The sequence below is a fragment of the Stenotrophomonas sp. SRS1 genome, from assembly GCF_026130205.1.
Classification (GTDB): domain Bacteria; phylum Pseudomonadota; class Gammaproteobacteria; order Xanthomonadales; family Xanthomonadaceae; genus Stenotrophomonas; species Stenotrophomonas rhizophila_B.
In genome coordinates, this window is sequence record NZ_JAINFD010000001.1 from 282,006 (window position 1) to 303,951 (window position 21,946).

At 65.5% G+C, this 21,946-nt stretch carries 21 protein-coding genes; all 21 read right to left on the reverse strand.

Translation table 11 applies throughout. The features are described from left to right. Positions 1–7: 7 nt before the first annotated feature. Entirely contained in the window at positions 8–1,417 is a 1,410-nt protein-coding gene (gene rpoN, locus K4043_RS01245; RefSeq protein WP_265307888.1) for an RNA polymerase factor sigma-54, read from the reverse strand. A 263-nt stretch (positions 1,418–1,680) separates the two neighbouring features. Further along, positions 1,681–2,313: a response regulator transcription factor gene (locus tag K4043_RS01250; RefSeq protein ID WP_259260918.1), complete on the reverse strand. Its 633-nt coding sequence runs from the start codon at positions 2,311–2,313 to the stop codon at positions 1,681–1,683. Between the two features lie 87 nt (positions 2,314–2,400). Continuing rightward, positions 2,401–2,982, reverse strand: coding sequence for a PilZ domain-containing protein (locus K4043_RS01255; protein ID WP_123729208.1), 582 nt, complete (start codon positions 2,980–2,982; stop codon positions 2,401–2,403). Then, the gene (locus K4043_RS01260) at positions 2,979–3,275 is read right to left on the reverse strand and encodes a hypothetical protein (RefSeq protein ID WP_123729209.1); all 297 of its coding nucleotides are present in this window, start codon (positions 3,273–3,275) and stop codon (positions 2,979–2,981) included. Before K4043_RS01260 ends, K4043_RS01255 begins: the two co-directional genes overlap by 4 nt. Further along, the gene (fliS, locus tag K4043_RS01265; RefSeq protein WP_123729210.1) at positions 3,272–3,688 is read right to left on the reverse strand and encodes a flagellar export chaperone FliS; all 417 of its coding nucleotides are present in this window, start codon (positions 3,686–3,688) and stop codon (positions 3,272–3,274) included. Before fliS ends, K4043_RS01260 begins: the two co-directional genes overlap by 4 nt. 128 nt (positions 3,689–3,816) lie before the next feature. Next, positions 3,817–5,199 (reverse strand): flagellar filament capping protein FliD, encoded by a 1,383-nt coding sequence (fliD, locus tag K4043_RS01270; protein WP_123729211.1) that lies wholly within the window; start codon positions 5,197–5,199, stop codon positions 3,817–3,819. Between the two features lie 451 nt (positions 5,200–5,650). Then, complete coding sequence (locus K4043_RS01275) at positions 5,651–6,880, reverse strand: flagellin (RefSeq protein WP_265307889.1); 1,230 nt, start codon at positions 6,878–6,880, stop codon at positions 5,651–5,653. Positions 6,881–6,960: 80 nt separating this feature from the next. Further along, complete coding sequence (locus tag K4043_RS01280) at positions 6,961–8,193, reverse strand: flagellin (protein WP_265307890.1); 1,233 nt, start codon at positions 8,191–8,193, stop codon at positions 6,961–6,963. 81 nt (positions 8,194–8,274) lie between these two features. After that, a complete protein-coding gene (locus tag K4043_RS01285; protein ID WP_265307891.1) occupies positions 8,275–9,516 on the reverse strand; it encodes a flagellin in 1,242 nt (413 codons plus the stop codon). Between the two features lie 72 nt (positions 9,517–9,588). Further along, positions 9,589–10,764 (reverse strand): flagellin, encoded by a 1,176-nt coding sequence (locus K4043_RS01290; RefSeq protein ID WP_265307892.1) that lies wholly within the window; start codon positions 10,762–10,764, stop codon positions 9,589–9,591. Positions 10,765–11,124: 360 nt separating this feature from the next. Then, positions 11,125–12,327 carry a flagellar hook-associated protein FlgL gene (gene flgL / locus K4043_RS01295; protein ID WP_265307893.1) on the reverse strand — a complete coding sequence of 401 codons (1,203 nt, stop codon included), beginning with the start codon at positions 12,325–12,327 and terminating at the stop codon, positions 11,125–11,127. Further along, on the reverse strand, positions 12,324–14,204 hold the full coding sequence (flgK, locus tag K4043_RS01300; protein WP_259260908.1) for a flagellar hook-associated protein FlgK: 1,881 nt from the start codon (positions 14,202–14,204) through the stop codon (positions 12,324–12,326). The genes flgL and flgK overlap by 4 nt, the downstream gene beginning before the upstream one ends. An 8-nt stretch (positions 14,205–14,212) precedes the next feature. Further along, positions 14,213–15,430, reverse strand: a complete 1,218-nt coding sequence (gene flgJ, locus K4043_RS01305) for a flagellar assembly peptidoglycan hydrolase FlgJ (RefSeq protein ID WP_265307894.1) — start codon at positions 15,428–15,430, stop codon at positions 14,213–14,215. Position 15,431: 1 nt separating this feature from the next. Then, positions 15,432–16,616, reverse strand: a complete 1,185-nt coding sequence (locus tag K4043_RS01310) for a flagellar basal body P-ring protein FlgI (RefSeq protein ID WP_265307895.1) — start codon at positions 16,614–16,616, stop codon at positions 15,432–15,434. Between the two features lie 7 nt (positions 16,617–16,623). After that, positions 16,624–17,316, reverse strand: coding sequence for a flagellar basal body L-ring protein FlgH (gene flgH, locus K4043_RS01315; protein ID WP_259260905.1), 693 nt, complete (start codon positions 17,314–17,316; stop codon positions 16,624–16,626). A gap of 22 nt (positions 17,317–17,338) precedes the next feature. After that, a complete protein-coding gene (gene flgG / locus K4043_RS01320) occupies positions 17,339–18,124 on the reverse strand; it encodes a flagellar basal-body rod protein FlgG (protein ID WP_123729220.1) in 786 nt (261 codons plus the stop codon). Positions 18,125–18,229: 105 nt separating this feature from the next. Further along, complete coding sequence (locus K4043_RS01325) at positions 18,230–18,985, reverse strand: flagellar basal body rod protein FlgF (RefSeq protein WP_259260904.1); 756 nt, start codon at positions 18,983–18,985, stop codon at positions 18,230–18,232. Positions 18,986–19,020: 35 nt separating this feature from the next. Further along, positions 19,021–20,244, reverse strand: coding sequence for a flagellar hook protein FlgE (flgE, locus tag K4043_RS01330; protein WP_259260903.1), 1,224 nt, complete (start codon positions 20,242–20,244; stop codon positions 19,021–19,023). Positions 20,245–20,275: 31 nt separating this feature from the next. Then, positions 20,276–20,962, reverse strand: a complete 687-nt coding sequence (locus K4043_RS01335) for a flagellar hook capping FlgD N-terminal domain-containing protein (protein ID WP_259260902.1) — start codon at positions 20,960–20,962, stop codon at positions 20,276–20,278. Positions 20,963–20,988: 26 nt separating this feature from the next. Next, entirely contained in the window at positions 20,989–21,396 is a 408-nt protein-coding gene (flgC, locus tag K4043_RS01340) for a flagellar basal body rod protein FlgC (protein ID WP_088435081.1), read from the reverse strand. Between the two features lie 3 nt (positions 21,397–21,399). Next, on the reverse strand, positions 21,400–21,795 hold the full coding sequence (gene flgB, locus K4043_RS01345; RefSeq protein WP_123729224.1) for a flagellar basal body rod protein FlgB: 396 nt from the start codon (positions 21,793–21,795) through the stop codon (positions 21,400–21,402). Positions 21,796–21,946: the final 151 nt, after the last annotated feature.

Genomic DNA, 21,946 nt, shown 5'->3' on the forward strand with positions numbered 1-21,946 from the left:
ATTTCCTTCAGCCCACCCGGGCCAATTGCGGGGTGCTGGCATGGCTGCGGCGGCGTTCGCGCGCCGGAGCGATGTCCAGTTGTTCGCGGTATTTTGCAACGGTCCGGCGGGCAATGTTCACCCCCTGGCGCGAAAGCAGGCCGGCGATGGCCTCATCGGCCAGCGGGCGGGCCGCCGGCTCGGACTCGATCAGGCGACGCACCATGGCTTTGACGGCCTGGCCGGAGACGCTCGCACCTTCCAGGCGCACGGCGAAGAAGTGCTTCAGTTCCAGCGTGCCGCGCGGCGTCTGCAGATATTTGCCGGTGGTGATGCGCGAGACGGTCGACTCGTGCATGCCGATCTCATCGGCCACTTCCTTCAGGGTGAGTGGCGCCATCGCCTCCTCGCCACGGGTCAGGAAGCCGGACTGCCGTTCGATGATCACCCGCGCGGTGCGCAGCAGGGTGTCATAGCGCATCGACAGGCCACGGGTCAGCCAGCGGGCTTCCTGCAGCATGTCGCGCAGTGGCTGCGCCGCTTCGCTGGTCTCGGCCAGGGCCTGTTCGTAATGCGGGTTGATGCTCAGGCGACGGCTGGTGGCCGGGTTCAGCGCGACGCGCCACTGGCCATCGGCATGCCAGGCGACCACGTCGGGGATCACCACACCATTGGAATCGGGCAGCAGGCTCTCACCCGGGCGCGGCTGTAGCGACAGGATCAGGCGGACGGCTTCGTGGATGTCGGCGACTTCGGCGTCCAGCTGCTGGGCGAGCGCGGCGTAGTCATGCGTGGCCAGCGCGGCCAGCCCATCGTCGAGCACGCGCTGGGCCAAGTGCCGGGCCGGCACGCGACCGGGCAGGGTGCGCAGCTGCACGCTCAGGCATTCGTGCAGGTTCTGGGCGGCCAGGCCAGCCGGGTCGCCGTGCAGAATGCGCTGCCGGACTGCTTCCACGCCGGCGGCATCCACGTCGCAATGCGCGCTGGCGAGCAGGGTCAGCTGCGCCAGCGGGGCATCCAGATAACCGGTGTCATCGCAGTGTTCCAGCCAGAAACCGGCGACGGCCAGTTCGCGATCGTCCAGTTCCATCGCCAGGCGCTGCAGGACGCGCAGCTGCGGGTCGGTGGATTCGCCGGCGGCGACGCGCTGCATGCGGTCATCATCGCCGTCCTGCCAACCGGCACCGGCCACGTCCCACATGGTGCTCTCGGGCAGCTCGTCGAAGGCGGCCACGTCCTGGGCCGTGACGGCCTCGGCGGTGTCGGCAGCGACGGGCTCGGGGGCCTCTTCGATCTCCAGCAGCGGGTTTGTTTCCAATGCGCGGCGGATTTCCAGCTCCAGCTGCATGCCATCGAGCTGCAACAGACGGATCGACTGCAGCAGTTGCGGCGTGAGGTGAAGCTGCTGACCCATCTGGGTCGACATGGAGGCTTTCAAGGCGTTTCCCCGATCACGCCGAGTCCCCGGCGCGTTATGGAACACATCTTGCTTCTGTTCCGGTGGCACCGGAATCAGGGGGTTCCTGAGCGGGGTCGTCAAATCCCCGACACCATGTAGGGAAAACCACTACACCGACACGTCATTTTGACGCATTTGCTGGTGCAGCCCCCCATGGCAGCGGCCTGGCGGCCGTGTGCCGCATCAGAATCCTGACGTGGGAGCCAGTCCGTGGCCGAAAAGCGCCACCGAACCGTCGCCGATCATTCCAGCTCGTGCTGGTGGCGCGCGGCGAGCAGCACCAGATCGGTGGCGCGGCGGCAGCCCAGCGACTCCATCATGCGGGCACGGTGGGTCTCCACCGTCTTGACGCTGATGCCCAGGTCGGCGGCGATTTCCTTGTTGCTCTCGCCTTTCCCGATCTGGCGCAGGATCTCGCGCTGACGCGGCGACAGGGCCGCCACACCCACCGGCTTCTCCTTGCCGAGCATCGGCGCCAGCATCTTTGCCGAGATCTGCGGGCTCAGGAACACCTGGCCGGCATGGGCGGCGCGCAGGGCCAGTTCCAGTTCCTGGGGGGCGGCATCCTTGACCACGAAGCCGACGGCGCCACGGTCGAGTGCATCGCGCACATGCACGGCGTCATCGTGCATGGTCATCATCACCACGCGTGAGCCGGGGGTACGCAGCAGAATGTCGCTCAGCGCTTCCAGCCCGGTACGGCCGGGCAGGGAGAGGTCCATCAGCACCACGTCCGGCGCATGCTGCACGCTCAGCTGCAGGGCCTGCTCGGCATTGCTCGCCTCGGCGACGACGTCCACGTCGGTGAAGCCCTGCAGGAGGCGGCTGAGGCCGGCACGGACCAGGGTGTGATCGTCGACAATGAGTACGCGCACAGGCTACTAGGGGAGCGGGGAGGCGGTAACCTTAACGGAGTGGCGGGCCAGCGCCAAGCCGACTGGGTCACAGTCGGTACCGTATGGTCAGCGCAGACGCCGCGCTTCGGCAATCTGGCGGCGATGCAGGCGGAACAAATGCCGCTCCAGTGCCATTTCCAGCGCGTCGCTCAGGCCCTCGAAGCGCAGCCACAGATAATGCGCGCCGGCGCCATTGGCGGTCTCGGCCACGATCACCACGGGCAGATCGATATGGTCGGGCAGCCAATCGCAGGGCTGCAGCCGGATCACGCCCTGGCTGCCAGCCGCGGCGCCGGTACGCATGCCCTGTTCAATCCGGATACCCCGGCGGGACCAGCGCAGCGGACGCAGTGGCAGATCCTGGGCGCTCTGGCGGACCAGTCGGCCCAGCAGCACCATCACCAGGTCCAGCTTGGCTTCCAGGCGCTGCACCTGCAGCGTGGCGTCGCTGCGGTCATCGTGCCCGTCATCGCTGCGGGCATCTTCCACCAGGGCCACGCTGCGCAGCAGGGTTTCGGCGGTGCCCGGGCGGATCACCGCGCTGCCGATGCGGAACTCGGCCGGCAGCGCCAGTTCGCAGCTCAGCGTCTCATCGAACAGCTCGCTTTCGGCGGGGTGATGGATCTCGCTGGCGCGAAGGTCGGTCATGACAAGGATTCTGCGGTCAGGTACGCATGCGCGGCGCGAAGTGACTGGCGGCCGTTGTGGAGATGCCGGCTGGCTTCTTCGCGCTGACGCATCATGAACAGCATGATGCGCTGCTGGCGTGCCTGCAGGGAAGACAGGCCCGGGACGTCGAACAATGCCGACGGGCCGGCCAGGTAGGTGGTCTGGGCGGCATCGAGGGCATCCAGCTGCAGGCCGGCCTCATCGAAGTTCTCTTCCTGCAGCGCCGTCTCCAGGGCGTCCAGACGGGCGTTGAGCGAGCCCAGCGACGTCATGGGGTGGCCTGCTCAGCGTGGCGCTGCTGGTGCGGGATGGCATTCCAGGCCGCATCGATCTCGCCCAGCAGTTCCAGCGCCTCGGTCAGCGCGGCCGGATCGTTGTGCAGATTGGCTTCGGTCAGGCGCTGCATCACGTAGTCGTACAGCGAGGACAGATTGCCGGCGATCTCGCCACCCGCTTCATGGTCCAGCGAGCCGTTGAGGTGACCGACGATCGCACAGACCTCGCCGATCGCCTTGCCCTTGCGCGCCTGGTCGCCGCGTTCCAGGCAGGCCAGGGCGAGTCGAAGTCGTTCGCAGGCACCGGCGAGCAGCAGCGCGACCAGCTTGTGCGGGTCGGCATCGGTGATGGCGCTCTGTACGCCGACCTGGCGGTACTGCTCGGTGAATTGACGGTTGGAACCGTACATCAATCATGTCTCCTTCGTTCGGGGCCGCGAGGTTCGCGACATCGTCGGCACCGGGTGGAGCCTGCGGGGTGTCCTGCGTGTGGTATCGGCAGCGGACCGGTTCAACTTGAGTCCGCTGCCGTGATCGATCAGCCGTTGAGCTGCGAGAGCTGGGTGGTCAGGCTGGACATCGTCTGGCTCATCTTGCTCATCAGCGAATCCAGCGCCAGAAACTGCTTCTTGTAGCGTTCCGACACGCCTTCCATGCGCACGTCCAGCGCCTTGCGACGCTTGTCGATATCGGTCAGCGTGCTGTTGATGCTCTTGGTGCGCGACACGAACGCGCCTTCCTTGCCCACGGCGGTGCTGACGTAGCCATCCACCACGGCAAACAGCTTGGCCGCCGCGCCATCGTCGCCGGTCAGCGCCTCACGGACTGCACCGCCCTGGTTGACCAGGGCCGCGTCGAACTTGGCGGCATCCAGGACCAGGCTGCCGTCGGCATTGGGATAGCCGCGGGTCTGCAGGCCGAGCGTCTTCGGGTCCAGCCCGTTGGCGGCCAGGTCCTTGAGAATGCCGCCCATCAGGCCGCGCAACTGGCTCGAGGCACCGCGCATCTGCGCATCGCCGGTCAGCGAAGACGGGGACTTGTTCTCGATGTCGTACTTGGTCGCGGTGTTGATCGCGGCGATCGCGCCGTTGTAGGCGGTCACGAAGTCCTGCATCACCTTGCGCGCTGCGGCGGCATCGGTGGTGATGGTGACGGTGCTGTCGCCTTCCTTCTTCAGGTTCAGGGTCAGGCCCGGCACCACATCGGTCACGGTGTTTTCGCTGCTGACCACGGCCACGCCGTCGATGGTCAGCTTGGCATCGGTCGCCGGGGTGCGCTCGCTCAGGCTGTCGGCCAGTGCCGTCAACTTGGCGTTGGACGGGTCGGCGGTCAGCTTGATCGCATTGGCCGTGCCGGACTTGCCCTGGGAGATCGACAGGAACTGATTGTCGCCGGAGGTGATCAGGGTGGCCTGCACGCCCGAGGCACGACCGGCCTTCTCGATCTTGGTCCGGATCGAGCTGAGCGTGTCATCGGCTGCGACGTCGATGTTGAGCGTCTTCTGCTTGTCGCCGACGCCGACGGTGAGCGTCAGGGTTCCGGCGCCGAACGTATCCGTCTTGGGCAGGGAGGTGTCGGCGATCCACTTGTGCGCCGTCGCCAGCTGTTCCACATGGATGGTGTGCGTACCGGCGGCGGCCAGGTTGGTACCGGTCGCTGTCAAGATTTCGTCGGTACCGGATTTGCTGGCGCTCACGGTGCGCGCATCGAACGCGGTCTCGGCCTTCAGCGCTTTGAGCGCCGTATTGAGCGTGTCGAACGCGGATTTGACCGTGCCGATCGCCGAAAGCTGCATCTTGGCCTTGGACTGCTGCAGGTTCAGTGCATTGTCCGCCGGCTTGCGATCGGCAGCCACCAGGCTGCTGACCATGCCGGAAATATCGAGTCCTGAACCGATGCCGCCGTAACCGAAGTCCGCCACGTTGTATCTCCTGTGTGTTGCCACTGCCACATGGTGCAGGGCGATGCCATCAACGAAATTAGCGGCCGTAGCCGCCGGGTCTTTAGAACTCTCGTTGATGCAGGAGTTGTGCCAGCAACCTGGCGCCGGATTTGGCACGGCGGTTGCAGGTAGCTCGGGGCAGGGCGGCGATGTGCGCTCATGCCAGAGGGTCTGTAAAAAACCCTCCTCCAATGCAGAGGAGGGGTCAGGCTACTGAAAAACGGGGGGAGACGAAGCCACCCGAGGTGTTCAGTCAAACAACCAGCGCTGATAACAGTTCTGCCGCAGGGGCGGGCCATGGCCACGAAGATGTGGCGACCGGGAGAGAGTCCGGCTCATGGCCATGGCCCGTTCCTGCGTGACGATTGCGATGCTTCGGGATGCTCCCGCCACCGGCTGAAGCCGGCGGCGGGAGCGGTACTTCTTTGGATCAGCGCAGGAGGCTCATCACGTTCTGCGGCACCTGGTTGGCCTGGGCCAGCATGGCCGTACCGGCCTGCTGCAGGATCTGGGTGCGGGTCAGTTCGGCGGTTTCCTTGGCGAAATCGGTATCGCGGATACGGCTGCGCGAGGAGGCCAGGTTTTCCGACGAGGTCTGCAGGTTCGCGACCACCGAGGTGAAGCGGTTCTGCACGGCACCGAGGTCAGCACGGGTGCTGTTGATGGCGTTCAGTGCCTTGTCGACGATTTCCAGGGCCTGCTGGGCGCCCGCCACGTCCTCGATGTTGACGTCTTTCAGCATTTCGCCCTTTGCCGGAGCAGTGGCGGTACCGGCAACGGCACCGGTCGTGTAGCCGACAACACCGCTCGTGAGGCCAGCAGTGACCTTCATCGCACTCCAATCCCCGTCCTTGTCGACGCTTTCTTTCACGGAGGTAAGTTCGATGGCACCGGCGGTGCCCGCCTTTGCATACACGCCCGTTTCACCGATCTTGGCGTTGATGGCGGTGGTGACAGCAGTGACCAAGGCCTGACGGTCATCGGCAGCGACACCAGTAGCCGTCACCTCCACGTCATCAATCTTGATGCCCTGCGTCAGACTGCCACCACTGATCTCCAGGCCGGAGAACTTGATGGTCTTGCCTTTATCCGCGGCCGCATCCGTGCCGGCTGCGATGGTTATGGTCTGCTTGTCGAACAGTGCATTGCCCAGCGCGTCGGACTTCGCGTCTACAACCTTGTCGATTGCGATGGCCTGGCCAGCATTGGCGCCCACCTGGAACAACTGGCTGGAGAACGAGCCGTCCAGCAGCTTGGTGCCGTTGAACTCGGACTGCTTGGCAACGCGGTCGATTTCGCTGACCAGCTGGGTCACTTCGGACTGCAGGGCCTTACGGTCGCTGGCAGAGTTGGTGGCGTTGGACGACTGGACAGACAGCTCACGGATACGCTGAAGATTGTTGCCGATTTCGGTCAGCGAGCCTTCGGCGACCTGGGCCAGCGAGATGCCGTCGTTGGCGTTGCGGATGGCAACGTCGGTACCGCGGATCTGCGTGCCGAAACGCTCGGAGATGGCCAGGCCAGCCGCATCGTCCTTGGCGCTGTTGATGCGCGAGCCGGACGACAGTCGCTGGATGGTGGTGGCCAGCGAGGCGCCGCTGCTGCTCAGGTTGCGCTGAGCATTGAGCGACATCGTGTTGGTGTTGATGACTTGTGCCATGGATATTCCCTCAGGCAGTAATAAGACGTAACGTGTGGGGTGCGGCGCCGGTCATATCCGGCGCCGCGTGCTCAGCTGGATCAGCGCAGGAGGCTCATCACGTTCTGCGGCACCTGGTTGGCCTGGGCCAGCATGGCCGTACCGGCCTGCTGCAGGATCTGGGTGCGGGTCAGTTCGGCAGTTTCCTTGGCGAAATCGGTATCGCGGATACGGCTGCGCGAAGAGGCCAGGTTTTCCGACGAGGTCTGCAGATTCGCCACCACCGAGGTGAAGCGGTTCTGCACGGCGCCGAGGTCAGCACGGGTGCTATTGATCGAATTCAGGGCCTTGTCAACGATCTCCAACGCCTGCTGGGCACCCGAGACACTCGAGACGTCCACATCTGCGAGCTTGCTGGAGGTGACATCCACCATGGTGCCGCCGTCATCGCTGGTCTCTGTCAGGCCAGTCGCACCAATATCACCTGCGGTGGCGGCGCTCAGGGCAAACGTCTGGCCGGCTCGCACCGACGTCAGGCTGATGGTGCGATCGTCGACGCTGGCCTGGACACCGGTCTCGCCGATCTTTGCGTTGATCGCAGCAGCAGTTGCCTTGGTGATTGATTCACCGGCTTTCACCGTGAATGCGTCCAACACGACATCCGTGACCTTGTTGTCCGCGTCCGTGACTTTGATGGTCAACTTGGACACATTCATGTCGGCAGTGGCTTTATCCGTGTCAACCGCGTCGGTGGCCGGCGGGCCGGCGGTTGCCTCGGTGTAGAGGCGGGTGCCAGTGTAGACATTGGCGAAGTTTGCAGTACCCAGCGAGCTGGTCTTGGCATCCACAACCTTATCGATTGCGATGGCCTGGCCGGCGTTTGCACCAACCTGGAACAACTGGCTGGAGAACGAACCATCGAGCAGCTTGGTACCGTTGAACTCGGACTGCTTGGCAACGCGGTCGATTTCGCTCTTGAGCTGCGTTACTTCGGCCTGCAGCGCCTTGCGGTCGCTGGCGGAGTTGGTGGCATTCGACGACTGCACGGCCAGCTCACGGATACGCTGCAGGTTGTTGCCGATTTCGGTCAGCGAACCTTCGGCGACCTGGGCCAGCGAGATGCCGTCGTTGGCGTTGCGGATGGCAACGTCGGTACCGCGGATCTGGGTGCCGAAACGCTCGGAGATGGCCAGACCGGCCGCATCGTCCTTGGCGCTGTTGATGCGCGAGCCCGACGACAGGCGCTGGATGGTGGTGGCCAGCGAGGCGCCGCTGCTGCTCAGGTTGCGCTGAGCATTGAGCGACATCGTGTTGGTATTGATGACTTGTGCCATGGTGTTTTCCTCTTTCGATACGTCAGTTTTTGCCGTGGTAACCTGCGCCGTTCAAGTGGGCACAGGCATGGAGATCGCTGCTTAGCGCAGCAGGCTCATCACGTTCTGCGGCACCTGGTTGGCCTGGGCCAGCATGGCCGTACCGGCCTGCTGCAGGATCTGGGTGCGGGTCAGTTCCGCGGTTTCCTTGGCGAAATCGGTATCGCGGATACGGCTGCGCGAAGAGGCCAGGTTTTCCGACGAGGTCTGCAGATTCGCCACCACCGAGGTGAAGCGGTTCTGCACGGCGCCGAGGTCAGCACGGGTGCTATTGATGGCGCCCAGTGCCTTGTCGACGATCTCCAGCGCCTGCTGTGCGCCCTTGACGCTATCGACATTCACTTCCGACAGCATCTTGCCGTCCTTGGCAGCGCCAGCGGTGAGTGCAACACTGCCTACTGCGACGGTGCCGGTCGGGGCAGCCATCGTGCCGGTACCGGCGGTCACTGTCATGCCGCTAAAAACGCCATCGCTGTCGATGCTTTCCTTGACAGAGGTCAGCGTGATTTCTCCCGCCGTTTCACCCACTTCAGCGTAGACACCGGTTTCGCCGATCTTTGCATTGATAGCGGTAGTTACCGCCGCGACGAGAGCTTTCTGATCGTCGGCAATGACGCCGGTCGAAGTGATCTCGACCTTGTCGATCTTGATGCCTGCGGCCAAGCTGCCGCCACCAATGGTCAAGCCGTCGTAGGAGATTGCCTTGCCCTTGTCAGCCGCGACAATGCCCGTCGCCGTGATGCTCAATGCGCGGTCATCAAACGCAGCATTTCCCAACGCATTGGCTTTTGCATCGACAACCTTATCGATGGCGATCGCCTGACCTGCGTTGGCGCCGACCTGGAAGAGCTGGCTGGAGAACGAACCGTCCAGCAGCTTGGTGCCGTTGAACTCGGACTGCTTGGCAACGCGGTCGATTTCGCTCTTGAGCTGCGTTACTTCGGCCTGCAGCGCCTTGCGGTCGCTGGCCGAGTTGGTGGCATTCGACGACTGCACGGCCAGCTCACGGATACGCTGCAGGTTGTTGCCGATTTCGGTCAGCGAACCTTCGGCGACCTGGGCCAGCGAGATGCCGTCGTTGGCGTTGCGGATGGCAACGTCGGTACCGCGGATCTGCGTGCCGAAACGCTCTGAGATGGCCAGGCCGGCCGCATCGTCCTTGGCGCTGTTGATGCGCGAGCCCGACGACAGGCGCTGGATGGTGGTGGCCAGCGAGGCGCCGCTGCTGCTCAGGTTGCGCTGAGCATTGAGCGACATCGTGTTGGTGTTGATGACTTGTGCCATGAGGAGAGGTCCTTGAGCAGTTGCACGAGAGTTGGGTTAGACGCCCCTGACGTGCTTCAGGAGCGGCTCATGTCAGCGCTGCAACAGGCTGAGCACGTTCTGGGGCACCTGGTTGGCCTGGGCCAGCATTGCCGTGCCGGCCTGCTGCAGGATCTGGGTACGGGTCAACTCGGCCGTCTCCTTGGCAAAATCGGTGTCGCGGATGCGGCTGCGGGAGGCCGACAGGTTTTCCGAGGAGGTCTGCAGGTTGGCGACCACCGAGGTGAAGCGGTTCTGGATGGCGCCGAGGTCGGCACGGACGCTGTTGACCGATTCCAGCGCCTTGTCGACGATCTCCAAGGCCTGCTGTGCGCCGACGTAGGACGAGACATTCAGGTCCTTGACGAACTGGCCGGTGGCGGCGGCGGCCGCAGCGGTCGGGGCGGCAACGGTGGAGAGCGTGAAGCCCGGCGCCGGGGTGCCGGTGATCACCAGGTCGCGATCCGCTTCGACCGAGGTCAGCTTCAGGGCGTGGGTGTCCGGGGTGCCGGCGGTGGTGACCACCTCGGCATACACACCGGTCTCGCCGATCTTGCTGTTGATCGCGGCGGCGGCAGCGGCCGAGAAGTCCGCAGTGTTGTCCTTTGCCGCGATGTCACCGATGGCTGCACCGTTGATGACGACACCGCTCAGCCCAGCGGCCGCTTCAGCGACGGTGATGGTGGCGCCGGTGGAGGCGGCAGCAAACTTGGCGTTGCCCAGCGCATCGGCCTTGGCATCGACGACGTTGTTGATGGCGATCGACTGGCCGGCGTTGGCGCCGACCTGGAACAGCTGGCTGGTGAAGCTGCCGTCCAGCAGCTTGGTGCCGTTGAAGTCGGACTGCTTGGCGACGCGATCGATTTCGCTGACCAGCTGCTCGACTTCGGCCTGCAGCGCCTTGCGGTCGCTGGCGGAGTTGGTCGCGTTGGAGGCCTGCACGGCCAGTTCGCGGATACGCTGCAGGTTGTTGCCGACTTCGGTCAGCGAACCTTCGGCGACCTGGGCCAGCGAAATGCCGTCATTGGCATTGCGGATGGCGACGTCGGTGCCGCGGATCTGGGTGCCGAAGCGCTCGGAGATCGCCAGGCCAGCGGCGTCGTCTTTTGCGCTGTTGATGCGCAGACCCGACGACAGGCGCTGGATGGTGGTAGCGAGCGAGCTGCCGCTGGTGCTCAGGTTGCGCTGAGCGTTGAGCGACATCGTATTGGTGTTGATTACCTGTGCCATGGGTCGTCTCCCTTATTGGAATCCCGGTGGTGAAAGGAACGAAGCGCCGCCGTTTTTTTGTTTTTGGCTGTGTGCTTCGCTGTTGCCAAATCAATAACGGCGCTTTGTCAACAACCTTTAGGCGGAGATGTGGCTGGAATTGCCGGGGAGCCCCGATAGGGCGGAATTCACGGGCCCATATGGCTTTTGCCCGGGCAGAGGGTGACAGGAGGGGGGGCTGCGGGCAGTAAAGGCGCCGTGGAAACGCGCGCGGGCGCCAGAGCCGTCCCCGGCGTCGATGCCTATAACAGGGCCCAAAACGAAAAGGCCGCGATGCTCAAAGCATCGCGGCCTTCAGGCCAACCCAGGTTGTAGGGGCGGTCAGCGGATCGTGTTGAACAGCGACATCGACTGCATCTGCGAGAACAACGTCTGTGCCGCCTGCAGGGCGGTCTTTTCCAGCTGGTACTGGCTCAACGCATCGGCGTAGTCCAGGTCACGCATCTGCGAGAGCGTGCTCTTGAGGGTCACGACATTCGCCTCGCGCATGTCCGCGGCGTTGTCCAGCATTTTCAGCTGGGCACCGCCGGAGGCGCGGGAGTCGATCATCCGCTCCGAGGCGCGCGCCACGTCGCGCAGGCCGCTTTGCAGCAGGTTCTGCTGGGCTGCCTGCTGGGCAGGGGTGCCGGTGTCCATCTTCAGTGCGCCGATCAGCGAATCCAGGGTGCCGAAGATGTCGCGGCTGGAGGACGGGCTCACCTCGAAGGTGTCACCTGCCGCTGGAACGCCGTCGATATGCAGGCGCACGCCGTTGACCACAATGTCGTCCCCGGTCTTCAGGCTCCCTGCGGACACCACGGTGCCGCCGGCATCGACCAGTTCGTAGGCATCGGCGGCGGTGAAGCGCACGCTGAAGCCCTCGCCATTCCAGCTGCCATCGCCGTTGCGGGTGACGTTGGTGAGCACGCCGGTGCCGGTGTTGCCGGCGGCCGCCGCGGCATCCACATGCCCATCGCCGGTGACGATGCGCATGAAGATTTCGCTGCCGGGCAGGGCGTCGAGCACGTAGGTGTCCGGGCCGACCTCGACCTGGCGCTGGTTCTGGTCGCCGTTGTAGACGATCCGGCCATCGATCTGGCTGAAGGGCGGGCTGCCGTCGTCGGTGCCACCGAATACATAGCGGCCGGTGCCGTCGGTACTGTTGGCCACCGCCAGCAGATTGCCGCGGATCGCCTCGATTTCCGTGACCATGGATTGCTTGTCAGCCGCGGCCAGCGCCGGGTTGTTGGCATAGATGGTCAGTTCGGTGATGCGGCCCATCATGTCGCCGACCTGGGCCAGGGCGTTTTCCTGGATGCCCAGCCGGTTCTGCACGTTGCCGGCGTTGAGCTGCATGCGGTCCAGCGAGGCCAAGGTACGGTCCAGGCCGACCGCGCTGCCGGCCGAGACGGGGTCGTCCTTGGCGGACACGATCTTGCTGCCGGTGGCGATCTGCCGCTCCAGGTGGTTCATCTTGGCCTGTGAAGCGAGCATCAGCGACACCGACTGATTGAACATCATGCCGGTGGAAATACGATTGTTCATGAGCGTACGGCTCCGAGGATCGTCTGGAACATGGTGTCGGCGGTGGAGATCAGCTGCGAGGCAGCCTGGTAGGCCTGCTGCAGGCGGAGCATGTCCGAGGCTTCTTCATCCAGGTTGACCCCGGAGATCGAGTCGCGGGCGGCCTGCGCCTGGTCCGTGATCACCTGCTGGGCCATCAGAGAGTATTCCGCCGAACGCGCGGCCGCACCGACCTGGGTGGTCAGGCCACCAAGCGCGCCACTGAGGGTGACCGTGCCTTCGTTGAACGCCTTGGCCTGCTCGACCTTGGCCAGCAGCAGCGCGTTGCTGTTGTCCGAGGAGCCGGCCGGAGTCGGTCCGATGTTGAACGTGTCGCCCGTCTTGGGCGCGCCGTCGAGGACGAAGCTCCAGCCGTTGGCGGTGATGGTCTGGCCAGCGGTATAGGTGTTGGGTGCTCCGCCATCGATGGTGTATTCGGTGGCGCTGATGAACACGATCGCCGCCGGCGTGCGCAGCGCGGCGTTGTCCGCGTCGGTCACTTTGACCCCGGTCAGCTTGCCGGTGCCGGTATTGGCCATCGCGGCGGTGCCCTTGATCGGGGCGGCAGCGGCCAGGCGGGAGGTGTCGGTGATCGCCACTGCCATGCTGCCGGCCACGCCCGCGGTGGGCTGCAGCAGGAAGCGGTCGTCGGTGGACGGGGTGCCGGTCATGACCAGCTCGACGCCGTTGAGCACCAGCGGGTCGGCAGCGGTGCCGGTGCCGGTCATCGGGATGCTCGCGCCGGTGTCCGCCCGCGAGGCCAGCCACTGGGTGCCGTCGAACTTCATCACGATGTTCTGGCCGTCCAGCTTGGCCAGATCGCCGAAGCGCGCGGTCATCTGGGCGGTGCCCGCATTATTGCTGTTGGCGGTGATGCGCGGGTTGCCGATGTTGAAGAAGTCGCCGCCCATCTGGCCGTAAAGATCGGCACCCTGGCGGTGCACGTCGTTGAAGCTGCTGGCCATGCCGATCGCCAGCTTGCCGAGTTCGGCCTGGGCCGGTGTCAGCACCGTGTCGCGGAACTCCAGCAGGCCGCCGATCTGGCCGCCGAGCGTCTTGGGCTCGATGGTGATCTTCTGGCCCTGGCTTTCCAGCGCCAACTGCAGGCGCTCGGGCTGGTAGGGGTCGGTGACGGTGGTGACCTTGGAGGCCGTGGTTCCCACCACCAGCGCCTGACCGCCGGCGGTGTAGACGTTCATCAGCCCGCCGTCCTGCATCACCGCGTTGCCGCCGGTGTAGCCGACCAGGTTGGCGATCAGTTCGTCACGGCGGTCCAGCAGATCCGGCGCCGCCGTGGCGGCATTGCCACCGATCGCACCATTGAGCTGGGCGATTTCCTTGGCCAGCCGGTTGATCTCGGTGGCGCCGGCGATCAGGCCGTTGTTGACCTCGCCGTTGAGGTTGTTGAGCTGGGTGTTGAGCTGCTGGAAGCGGCCGGACAGGGTCTTGCCGGCATCCAGCACGTTCTGGCGGTCGGCGCTGCCGGAGGCATTGGAGGACAGGCCGCTGACGGAGTCGAAGAAGTTCGACCACACACCGGCGACGTTGGTGGCGGTGTCGGAGAACATGGCGTCCACGCGGTCGGCCATGGTGGACAGCTGCTTCAGGCGCGCCAGTTCACCGCTGCCGTCGAGCAGGCGCGAGATCGCCAGCTGGTCGGCGACACGGCGCACATCGGTGATGCGGGTGCCGTTGCCGACGTCGCCATACCCGTAGTTCTGCGGGTTGGCGGTGGCGAAATCCACCTTCTGCCGGCTGTAGCCCGGCGTCTTGATGTTGGCGACGTTATGGCTGGTGGTCGCCAGGGCGCGCTGGAAAGCGAGCAGGGCGCTGGTGCCGGTGGAGAGAACGCTGGACATGGATTACCTCAACGACGGATGACACCCAGCCCGGTCGGGCTGGCGGTGCTGGCAAAAGTGCGACCCAGGCGCTGGCCGGCATCGGTCACGGCCGCGACGGCGCGTTCGATGGTCGGGCCGCCGGCAATGGCGGCGATCTTGGCGGCATAGGTGGGGTCGGTGGCATAGCCGGCGCGCTGCAGGCCCTGCGCGAAGCTGCGGACGTCGCTGCCGGCCTGGAGGGCGTTCTGGTAACGCGGGCTGGTCTTCAGCAGGCGCACGTAGTCGGCGAAGCTCTCGCCCACCGAGTTGTAGGCGCGGAAGCTGGCGGTTTCGTTACGGCGTACGCCATTGACGTACTCGTGGGTGCCACTGGTGGCGCGCTCGCCCTGCCAACCGTTGGCCTTGATCCCGAACAGATTGTGCGAGCTGTCGCCGCCACTGCGGCGCACCAGCTTGCGGCCCCAGCCGGTCTCCAGAGCAGCCTGGGCGACCAGCGCCTTGGCGTCCACGCCCAGTTCGCGGGCGGCCTGCTGGGCATGGCCCCAGATGCTGGCGACGAAGCCGGCCGGCGTGTGCGGGCCCAGTTCCGCAGCCGCGGTGGAGGCGGCCAGGTTGTCGACCGCGCTGGGGCCGGTGGCGGCCGTGCGGTTGACGTCCTGCCAACGGTCGTCGGCCATCGCCCAGTTGGCGCTGGCTGGATCGGCCTCGGCAGCGGCGGCGTAGGGATCACGACTGCCGATCGCCTCGTGCATCTGGCTGCTCTCGCGCCCGGCGATGAGGTCCAGCGCACGCTCCATCGGCTGCAGGACGGCCGACGGCTCGCTGCCGCCCAGCTGCTGCAGCAGATCCACTTCACTGGGCACCGCCGGCGCCGTCGCCGCAGGCATCGGCAGGCCAGCGGCGGCCGGGGCATTGAGGCGATAGGCGCGCAGTGCGGCGGCCGGGTTGAGCGAGGTATCCACCGGCTTGGCGGTCTCGCCTTCGCCGCCACCGAGCTGGCGCGCGATCATGCTGGACAGGCCCAGCCCGCGGCCGCGGGTCATCGCGTCGGCGATCTTCTGGTCGTACATCTCGCGGAACATGGTGTTTTCGCCGGGGAACAGCGAATCGCCGAAGCTGGCCTCACGCATGCTCTTGATCAGCATCTGGGCGAACTGGCCCTCCAGCTGGCGGGCGACCTTGTCGACCTTGGCCGGGCTGTTGGGCTGGGCGGGGTTGAGTTCCAGCGCAGGTTGAATGCGCATGTCAGATCACCTCCAGCTCGGCACTCAGTGCGCCGGCCTGCTTGAGGGCTTCCAGGATGGCGATCAGGTCGCCAGGGGCCGCGCCGACGGCGTTCACCGCGTGCACGATTTCATCCAGGGTGGTCCCGCCATTGAACTTGAACATGCGGCTGCCATCGGCGGTCGCGGTGATCGTCGACTGGGGCGTGACCGCCGTCTGGCCGCCACTGAAGGCGCCCGGCTGGCTGACGTTGAGGTTCTCCTTGATGGTCACGGTGAGCGAGCCATGCGAGATCGCCGCCGCGCCCACACGGACCTGGGAGCCGATCACCACGGTGCCGGTACGCGAGTTGACCACCACCTTGGCCGGCGCGCTGCCGGGGGTGAGTTCCAGGTTCTCGATACGCGCCAACAGACCGATGCGTGCGCCCGGATCGGACGGCGACTGCACCGAGACGGTGACGCCATCGATGGCACGGGCAGCGCCTTCGCCAAAGGCGTTGTTCAACGCCGCCACCATCCGCGAGACCGTGGTGAAGTCGTTCTTGTGCAGGTTCAAGGTGATGTCGCCACCGCCGCTGAACACGTCCGGCAGAGCACGTTCGACAGTGGCGCCGTTGGGAATGCGGCCGACGCTGGGCACGTTGACCGAGACGCGCGAGCCATCCTTGCCCTGCACGCCGAAGCCGCCGACGATCAGGTTGCCTTGGGCGATCGCGTAGACCTGCCCATCGGCACCGCGCAGCGGCGCCATCAGCAGCGAGCCGCCGCGCAGCGAGACCGCGTTGCCCACCGAGGAGACGGTGATGTCGATCGGCTGGCCCGGCTTGGCGAACGGCGGCAGCTCGGCGTGGATCGCCACGGCCGCCACGTTCTTCAGCTGCGGGTTGACGTTGGCTGGCACGTTGACGCCCAGCTCGCCGAGCAGGTTCTTCAGGCTCTGCACGGTGAAGGGGGCCTGGCTGGTGCGGTCGCCGCTGCCATCCAGGCCGACCACCAGGCCGTACCCGACCAGCGCGTTGCCACGCACGCCGCCAACCTGCGCCAGATCCTTGATGCGCTCGGCGGAGGCGGGTGCAACCAGCGCGAACACGGCCAGCAGCGCCAGCAGCGCGCGCGCCGCGCCGTGCGACACCACGCCTCGTTGCTTCGACGTGTAGAGCGACGCGATGCGTCGCTGCCCGAACAGGGAAAGGAAGAAGGTCATGTCAGGCTCAGTACGGCGACAGCGCCGAGTTGAAGAAGCGGCTCAACCAGCCCATCGCGTTGGACTGGGCGATCGGGCCACGGCCGCCGTAGACGATGCGGGCATCGGCCACACGGCTGGAGGGAATGGTGTTGTCCGGGAAGATGTCCGCCGCGCGCACGATGCCCTGCACCTGCACCAGCTCATCGCCGCGGTTCAGGCGCAGGTTCTTGGCGCCCTGTACCACCAGGTTGCCGTTGGGCAGGCGCTGGATCACGGTGACGGTCACGTTGCCCTGCAGGCGGTTGCTCTGCGCGCTGGTGCCCTTGCCGGTGAAGTCGCGCGACCCGGCCGCGCTGGCGCTGAGGATGTCCTTGCCGCCCAGCGTGACCGGCGCGCCGAAGATCGTCGGCGTGCCGATGCTCAGTTCCGACTCTTTCGAGGTGGAGGTGTTGGCAGTGGTCTGCGCGGTGGTGTTCTCGGTCAGGGTGATCGTGAGCAGGTCGCCCACATCGCGTGCCCGGCGATCCGAGTACAGCTGCAGCCCGGGGCCGGCGGCGTAGATCGCCCCGGCGGTGGCTTCGGCGGACGGCGGCATGACCGGCATGACCGGCGCCATGGCCGGGTACGGCCGGACATCGCCGGCGATCACGCAGCCACTCAGCGTGGCGACGAGGACGGCGGCGGCGAGCAGGCGGAGGGTAGGGGCAAGACGCGACATGGCAGGTTCCCGGTTCGACCGATCAGACGTTCTGGTTGAGGTAGCCGAGCATGGCGTCGGTGGTGGAGATCGCCTTGGCATTCATTTCGTAGGCGCGCTGGGTTTCGATCATCGAGACCAGCTCTTCCACCACGTTGACGTTGCTGCCTTCCAGCGCACCCTGGACCACGGTGCCCAGGCCGTTGAGGCCGGGATTGCCGTTCTGCGCGGGGCCGGAGGCGGTGGTTTCCAGGAAGAGGTTTTCACCGCGGGCCTGCAGGCCGGCCGGATTGACGAAGTCGGTCAGGGTCAGCGCGCCGATTTCCACGGTGGCGGCGTCGTCGGCCATCTTCACGCTGATGGTGCCGTCGGTACCGATGGTCAGCGACTGCGCGCCTTCCGGAATCTGGATGCCCGGCTGCACCGGGTAACCGCTGTTGGTGACCAGCTCGCCATCCTGGTTGCGCTGGAACGAGCCATCGCGGGTGTAGGCCGAGGAGCCGTCCGGCATCTGCACTTCAAAGAAGCCGCGGCCGTTGACCATCACGTCCAGCGCGCGGCCGGTCTGCTGCTGGCTGCCCTGCTCGAAATTCTTGGCGGTGGCGACCACGCGCACACCGGTACCCAGCTGCAGGCCCGAGGGCAGCTGCGTCTGGGCGGAGGACGCGCCACCCGGCTGACGGACCTGCTGGTACAGCAGGTCTTCGAAGCTGGCACGGTCCTGCTTGAAACCGGTGGTGTTGGTGTTGGCGAGGTTGTTGGAAACCACCGACATGCGCGTCTGCTGCGCATCCAGTCCGGTTTTGGCGATCCACAATGCCTGGTTCATGGCGTGATTCCTGTGTTGTAGCGGATGGCCGCGTGGTGCGGCCCTTGTGAAGGGCAATGCATGGCGCGTGCCACAACTGCGCCGGGATTACGTCACGGGCGGTGATCAGCCGCCCAGGCGCAGCAGGCTGTTGGCACTGCGGGCGTTGTCGTCGCCGTGCTTGATCACCTTCACCTGCATTTCGTACTGGCGCTGCAGCTGGATCATCTGCACCAGTGCGCCGGCGGCATCGACGTTGCTGCCTTCCAGCTGCCCGCTTTCCAGCGATTTGCCCTGGGCCTGCACGAACGGCTGCTGCGGATCGGTGTTGCGCATCAGCCCGTCCAGCCCGCGCTCCAGCCGGGCGTCCTCGGCCTGCACCACGCGGATGCGGCCGATGTTGGCCATGGTCTGCGGGCCTTCGCCCAGCGGGATGATCGAGATCGTGCCGTCGTTGCCGATATCCATGGCCTGGTGCGGCGGCACCGCCAGCGGATTGCCGTTCTCATCAAGCACCGGATGGCCGCCGGCGGTGACCAGCTGGCCATTGGGCGTGATCGACAGTGCCGCACCACGGGTGTACGCCTCGCCACCGTCGGCACCGGGCGCCTGCACGGCCAGCCAGTTGCCGGCCTGCAGGGACAGATCCAACGGGTTGCCGGTGAGCTGCTGTGCGCCCATCCGGCGGTTGAAGCCGGCGTCGACGTGCATCGCATCCACACGCGAGGCGTAGCCGGTCCCCTTCACCGGGTAGGCCTCGGTATTGGCGAGCGCCTCCTTGAAGCCGGGGGTATCGGTGTTGGCCAGGTTGTGCGACAGCGTGCCCTGCGCCTGCAGGGAGGCGCGTGCACCGGTCATCGCGACGTAGAGTGCCTTGTCCATCGGTGGTGTAGTCCCGTGTTGCGGTCAGTGGCTCATCAACGCAGGTTGATGATGGTCTGGGTGATCTGGTCCTGCGTGGAGACCATCTGCGAGTTCGCCTGGAAGTTGCGCTGGGCGGTGATCATGTTGACCAGCTGCTCGGTCAGGTCGACCGTGGAGGCTTCCAGCGAACCGGCCTGGACCTTGCCCAGGTTGGAGCTGTCCGGCGCGCCGGTACGCGGGGTGCCGGAGTTGAAGGTTTCCACCCACAGGTTGTTGCCCTTGGCTTCCAGGCCCTGCGCGTTGTTGAAGGTGGTCAGCGCGACCTGGCCCAGCGGGCGGTCATCGCCGTTGGAGTAGCGCGCGTAGACGACGCCTTCTTCAGACACGGTGATTTCGTTGAGCTTGCCGGCCGCGTAGCCGTCCTGCTGGGTGTTGCGCAGGGCGAACTTCTCGCCGTACTGGGTCGAGCCGCTGATATCCAGGGTCAGCGACAGATCGCCGGCGCCGGTGGTCGGGCTGAACGCGGTGAACGCGATCTTGCCGTTGGCCGGGTTGGTCAGTGCACCGGATTCGTTGAAGGCCATCGGCGTTGCGGCGCCAACCTGCTGGCCGTCGACGAAGTTGTAGACCTGCCACTGGTTGGTGGTTGCGGTCTTGACGAAGTACGAGGTCTGGGTGTGGCTGACGCCCAGCGAGTCGTACACGGTGATGCCACCGGTCGAATGGTTGTAGCTGTTCGAATCGGCCGGATCAAAGTCGGTGACCGTCGGTGTCTTGGCGTTGGCCGGCAGGGTGAAGCTGATGTTGACGCCGGTGGTCTGCTTGGGCGGGCTGTCGGTGGTCAGCAGCTGCAGGTCGGTCAGGCGGCCGGCATCGAAGTTGGTGCCGTCGGCGTTGGGTGCGAACACCTGCAGGCGTGCACCCTGCGGGTTGATCACGTAGCCGGCCTGGTCGGTCTGGAAGTTGCCGGCGCGCGAATACACACGCGCACCGTTCATGGTCATGGTGAAGAAGCCCTCACCGGAAATGGCCATGTCCAGGCTGCGCCCGGTCTGTTCGTTGTTGCCCTGCGAGAACTGCTGGGCGACGTTGGTCAGGCGTACGCCCGAGCCGACCGCGTTCTTGGACAGGCCGTAGCTGGTGGCCGAGAACAGATCGGCGAATTCGGCGCGCGACTGCTTGAAGCCGGTGGTGTTGACGTTGGCGATGTTGTTCGCCGTGACGTTCAGATCGGCATTGGCTGCGTTGATGCCGGACAACGAGACGTTGAAGCCCATGGGTTGCTCCTGTGGATTCGGGTGGTGCGGCTCAGCTGATGCGGAGCACGTAGTCGATCGGGGCCGTGCCCAGACCCTTGAGGTTGAGGTACAGGCCATCCGTGCCGACCGTGACGCTCTCTACCGGGGCCTGCACATAGGTGTTGAGCTTGGTCTTGGCGCCAGCGGTGTCGGTATGCGAAGCGACGATGGTGTAGGTGCCTTCGGCCATGCGGTTGCCGTTGGCATCCTTGCCGTCCCAATCGAAGGTGACTTCGCCGGATGCCTTGGCTTCCACGCTGATCTGGTTGACCTTCACGCCGTTGGCATCGGTGATGTCCACCGTCACGAAGCCGGCGCCGGGCGCGGCGACCATGCCGGTGACGTCGCCGTCCTTCTCCAGCGCGAGCTTCTCCGAGGGCACCAGCACTTCGTGACCCACCAGGGCCGCGCCGCGCAGGATCTGGTCGCTGGACATCGAATCCTGGAAGCCCTTGACCGTGTTGTTGAGGTCGGTGATGCCCTGGACCTGCGACAGCTGCGCCATCTGCGCGACCATCTGGGTGTTGTCCATCGGCTTGAGCGGATCCTGGTGACGCAGCTGCTCGGTCATCAGGCGCATGAAGTCGGCCTGGTCCAAGGTGCTTTTCTTCTTGCTGGTGTCGCTGTTGGGTGCGTTCAGGCCCAGCGCGGTGTAGATGTCGCTGCTGTTCTGGCCAACGCCGTTGGTGGTGCTCATGGGGGTCGATTCCTGGGGAGTGAGGGTCAGCGACCCATGGTCAGCGTGGCCAGCGCCAGTTCCTTGGCGGTGGTCAGCATCTCCACGCCGGCCTGGTAATTGCGCGAGGTCGAGATCAGGTTGACCATCTGCGCGACCGGGTCCACGTCGGGCTGGTAGATGTAGCCATCGGCATCGGCCAGCGGGTGGCCCGGCTCGTAGCGCTGGATCGGCGCGGCGTTGCTCTGGCTGATCTCCTTGACCTGCACCGTGGTGATGTTCGGGTCGGTGCGGCTGGTAACCGACTGGAAGATCGGCTCCAGCGGCTTGTAGACCGCATCGGCCGAACCGGCGACGGTGTCGGCGTTGGAGAGGTTGGAGGCGATGGTGCTCATGCGCACGGACTGCGCCTGCAGCGCGGAACCGGCGATATCGAAGATGGGCAGGTTGCTCATGGCTTATTGCCCCGTGATCGCGGTGAGCATCGAGCGCACCTTGGATTCGACGAAGCTCAGCGAGGCGCGGTACTCCAGCGCGGCGCGGCCGTAGGCGGCACGTTCGGCATCCGGGTCGACGGTGTTGCCGTCGATGCTGGGCTGCACGCCTTCTTTGGCGATCTGGAACGGGTTCAGCCCGCCGCCGATCTCATAATGCTGTTCGTTGGTGGTTTTCATCAGGCCGTTTGCATCCAGGCCCTGGGCATTACGCAACGCGGCATCGAAATCCAGGTCCTGGGCCTTGTAGCCGGGGGTATCGGCGTTGCTCAGGTTGCTGGCGATCAGCTTCATCCGCTGCTCGCGCAACGGCATGGCCTGGGCATGGACACCCAGATAGTTGGAAATCAGATTGGGCATGGCGCACTCCCACGGGACGATGCCAGGGGCAGTGCAAGCGGCGTGCCAGAGGGCAGGGCGCGTCGGTGCCCGGCGGCATGTTCACGCCAGGGAATTCACCACGCCAAGGTAAGGGGGCCATACCCCCGGGGTAGATCCACGCCATCCGTGG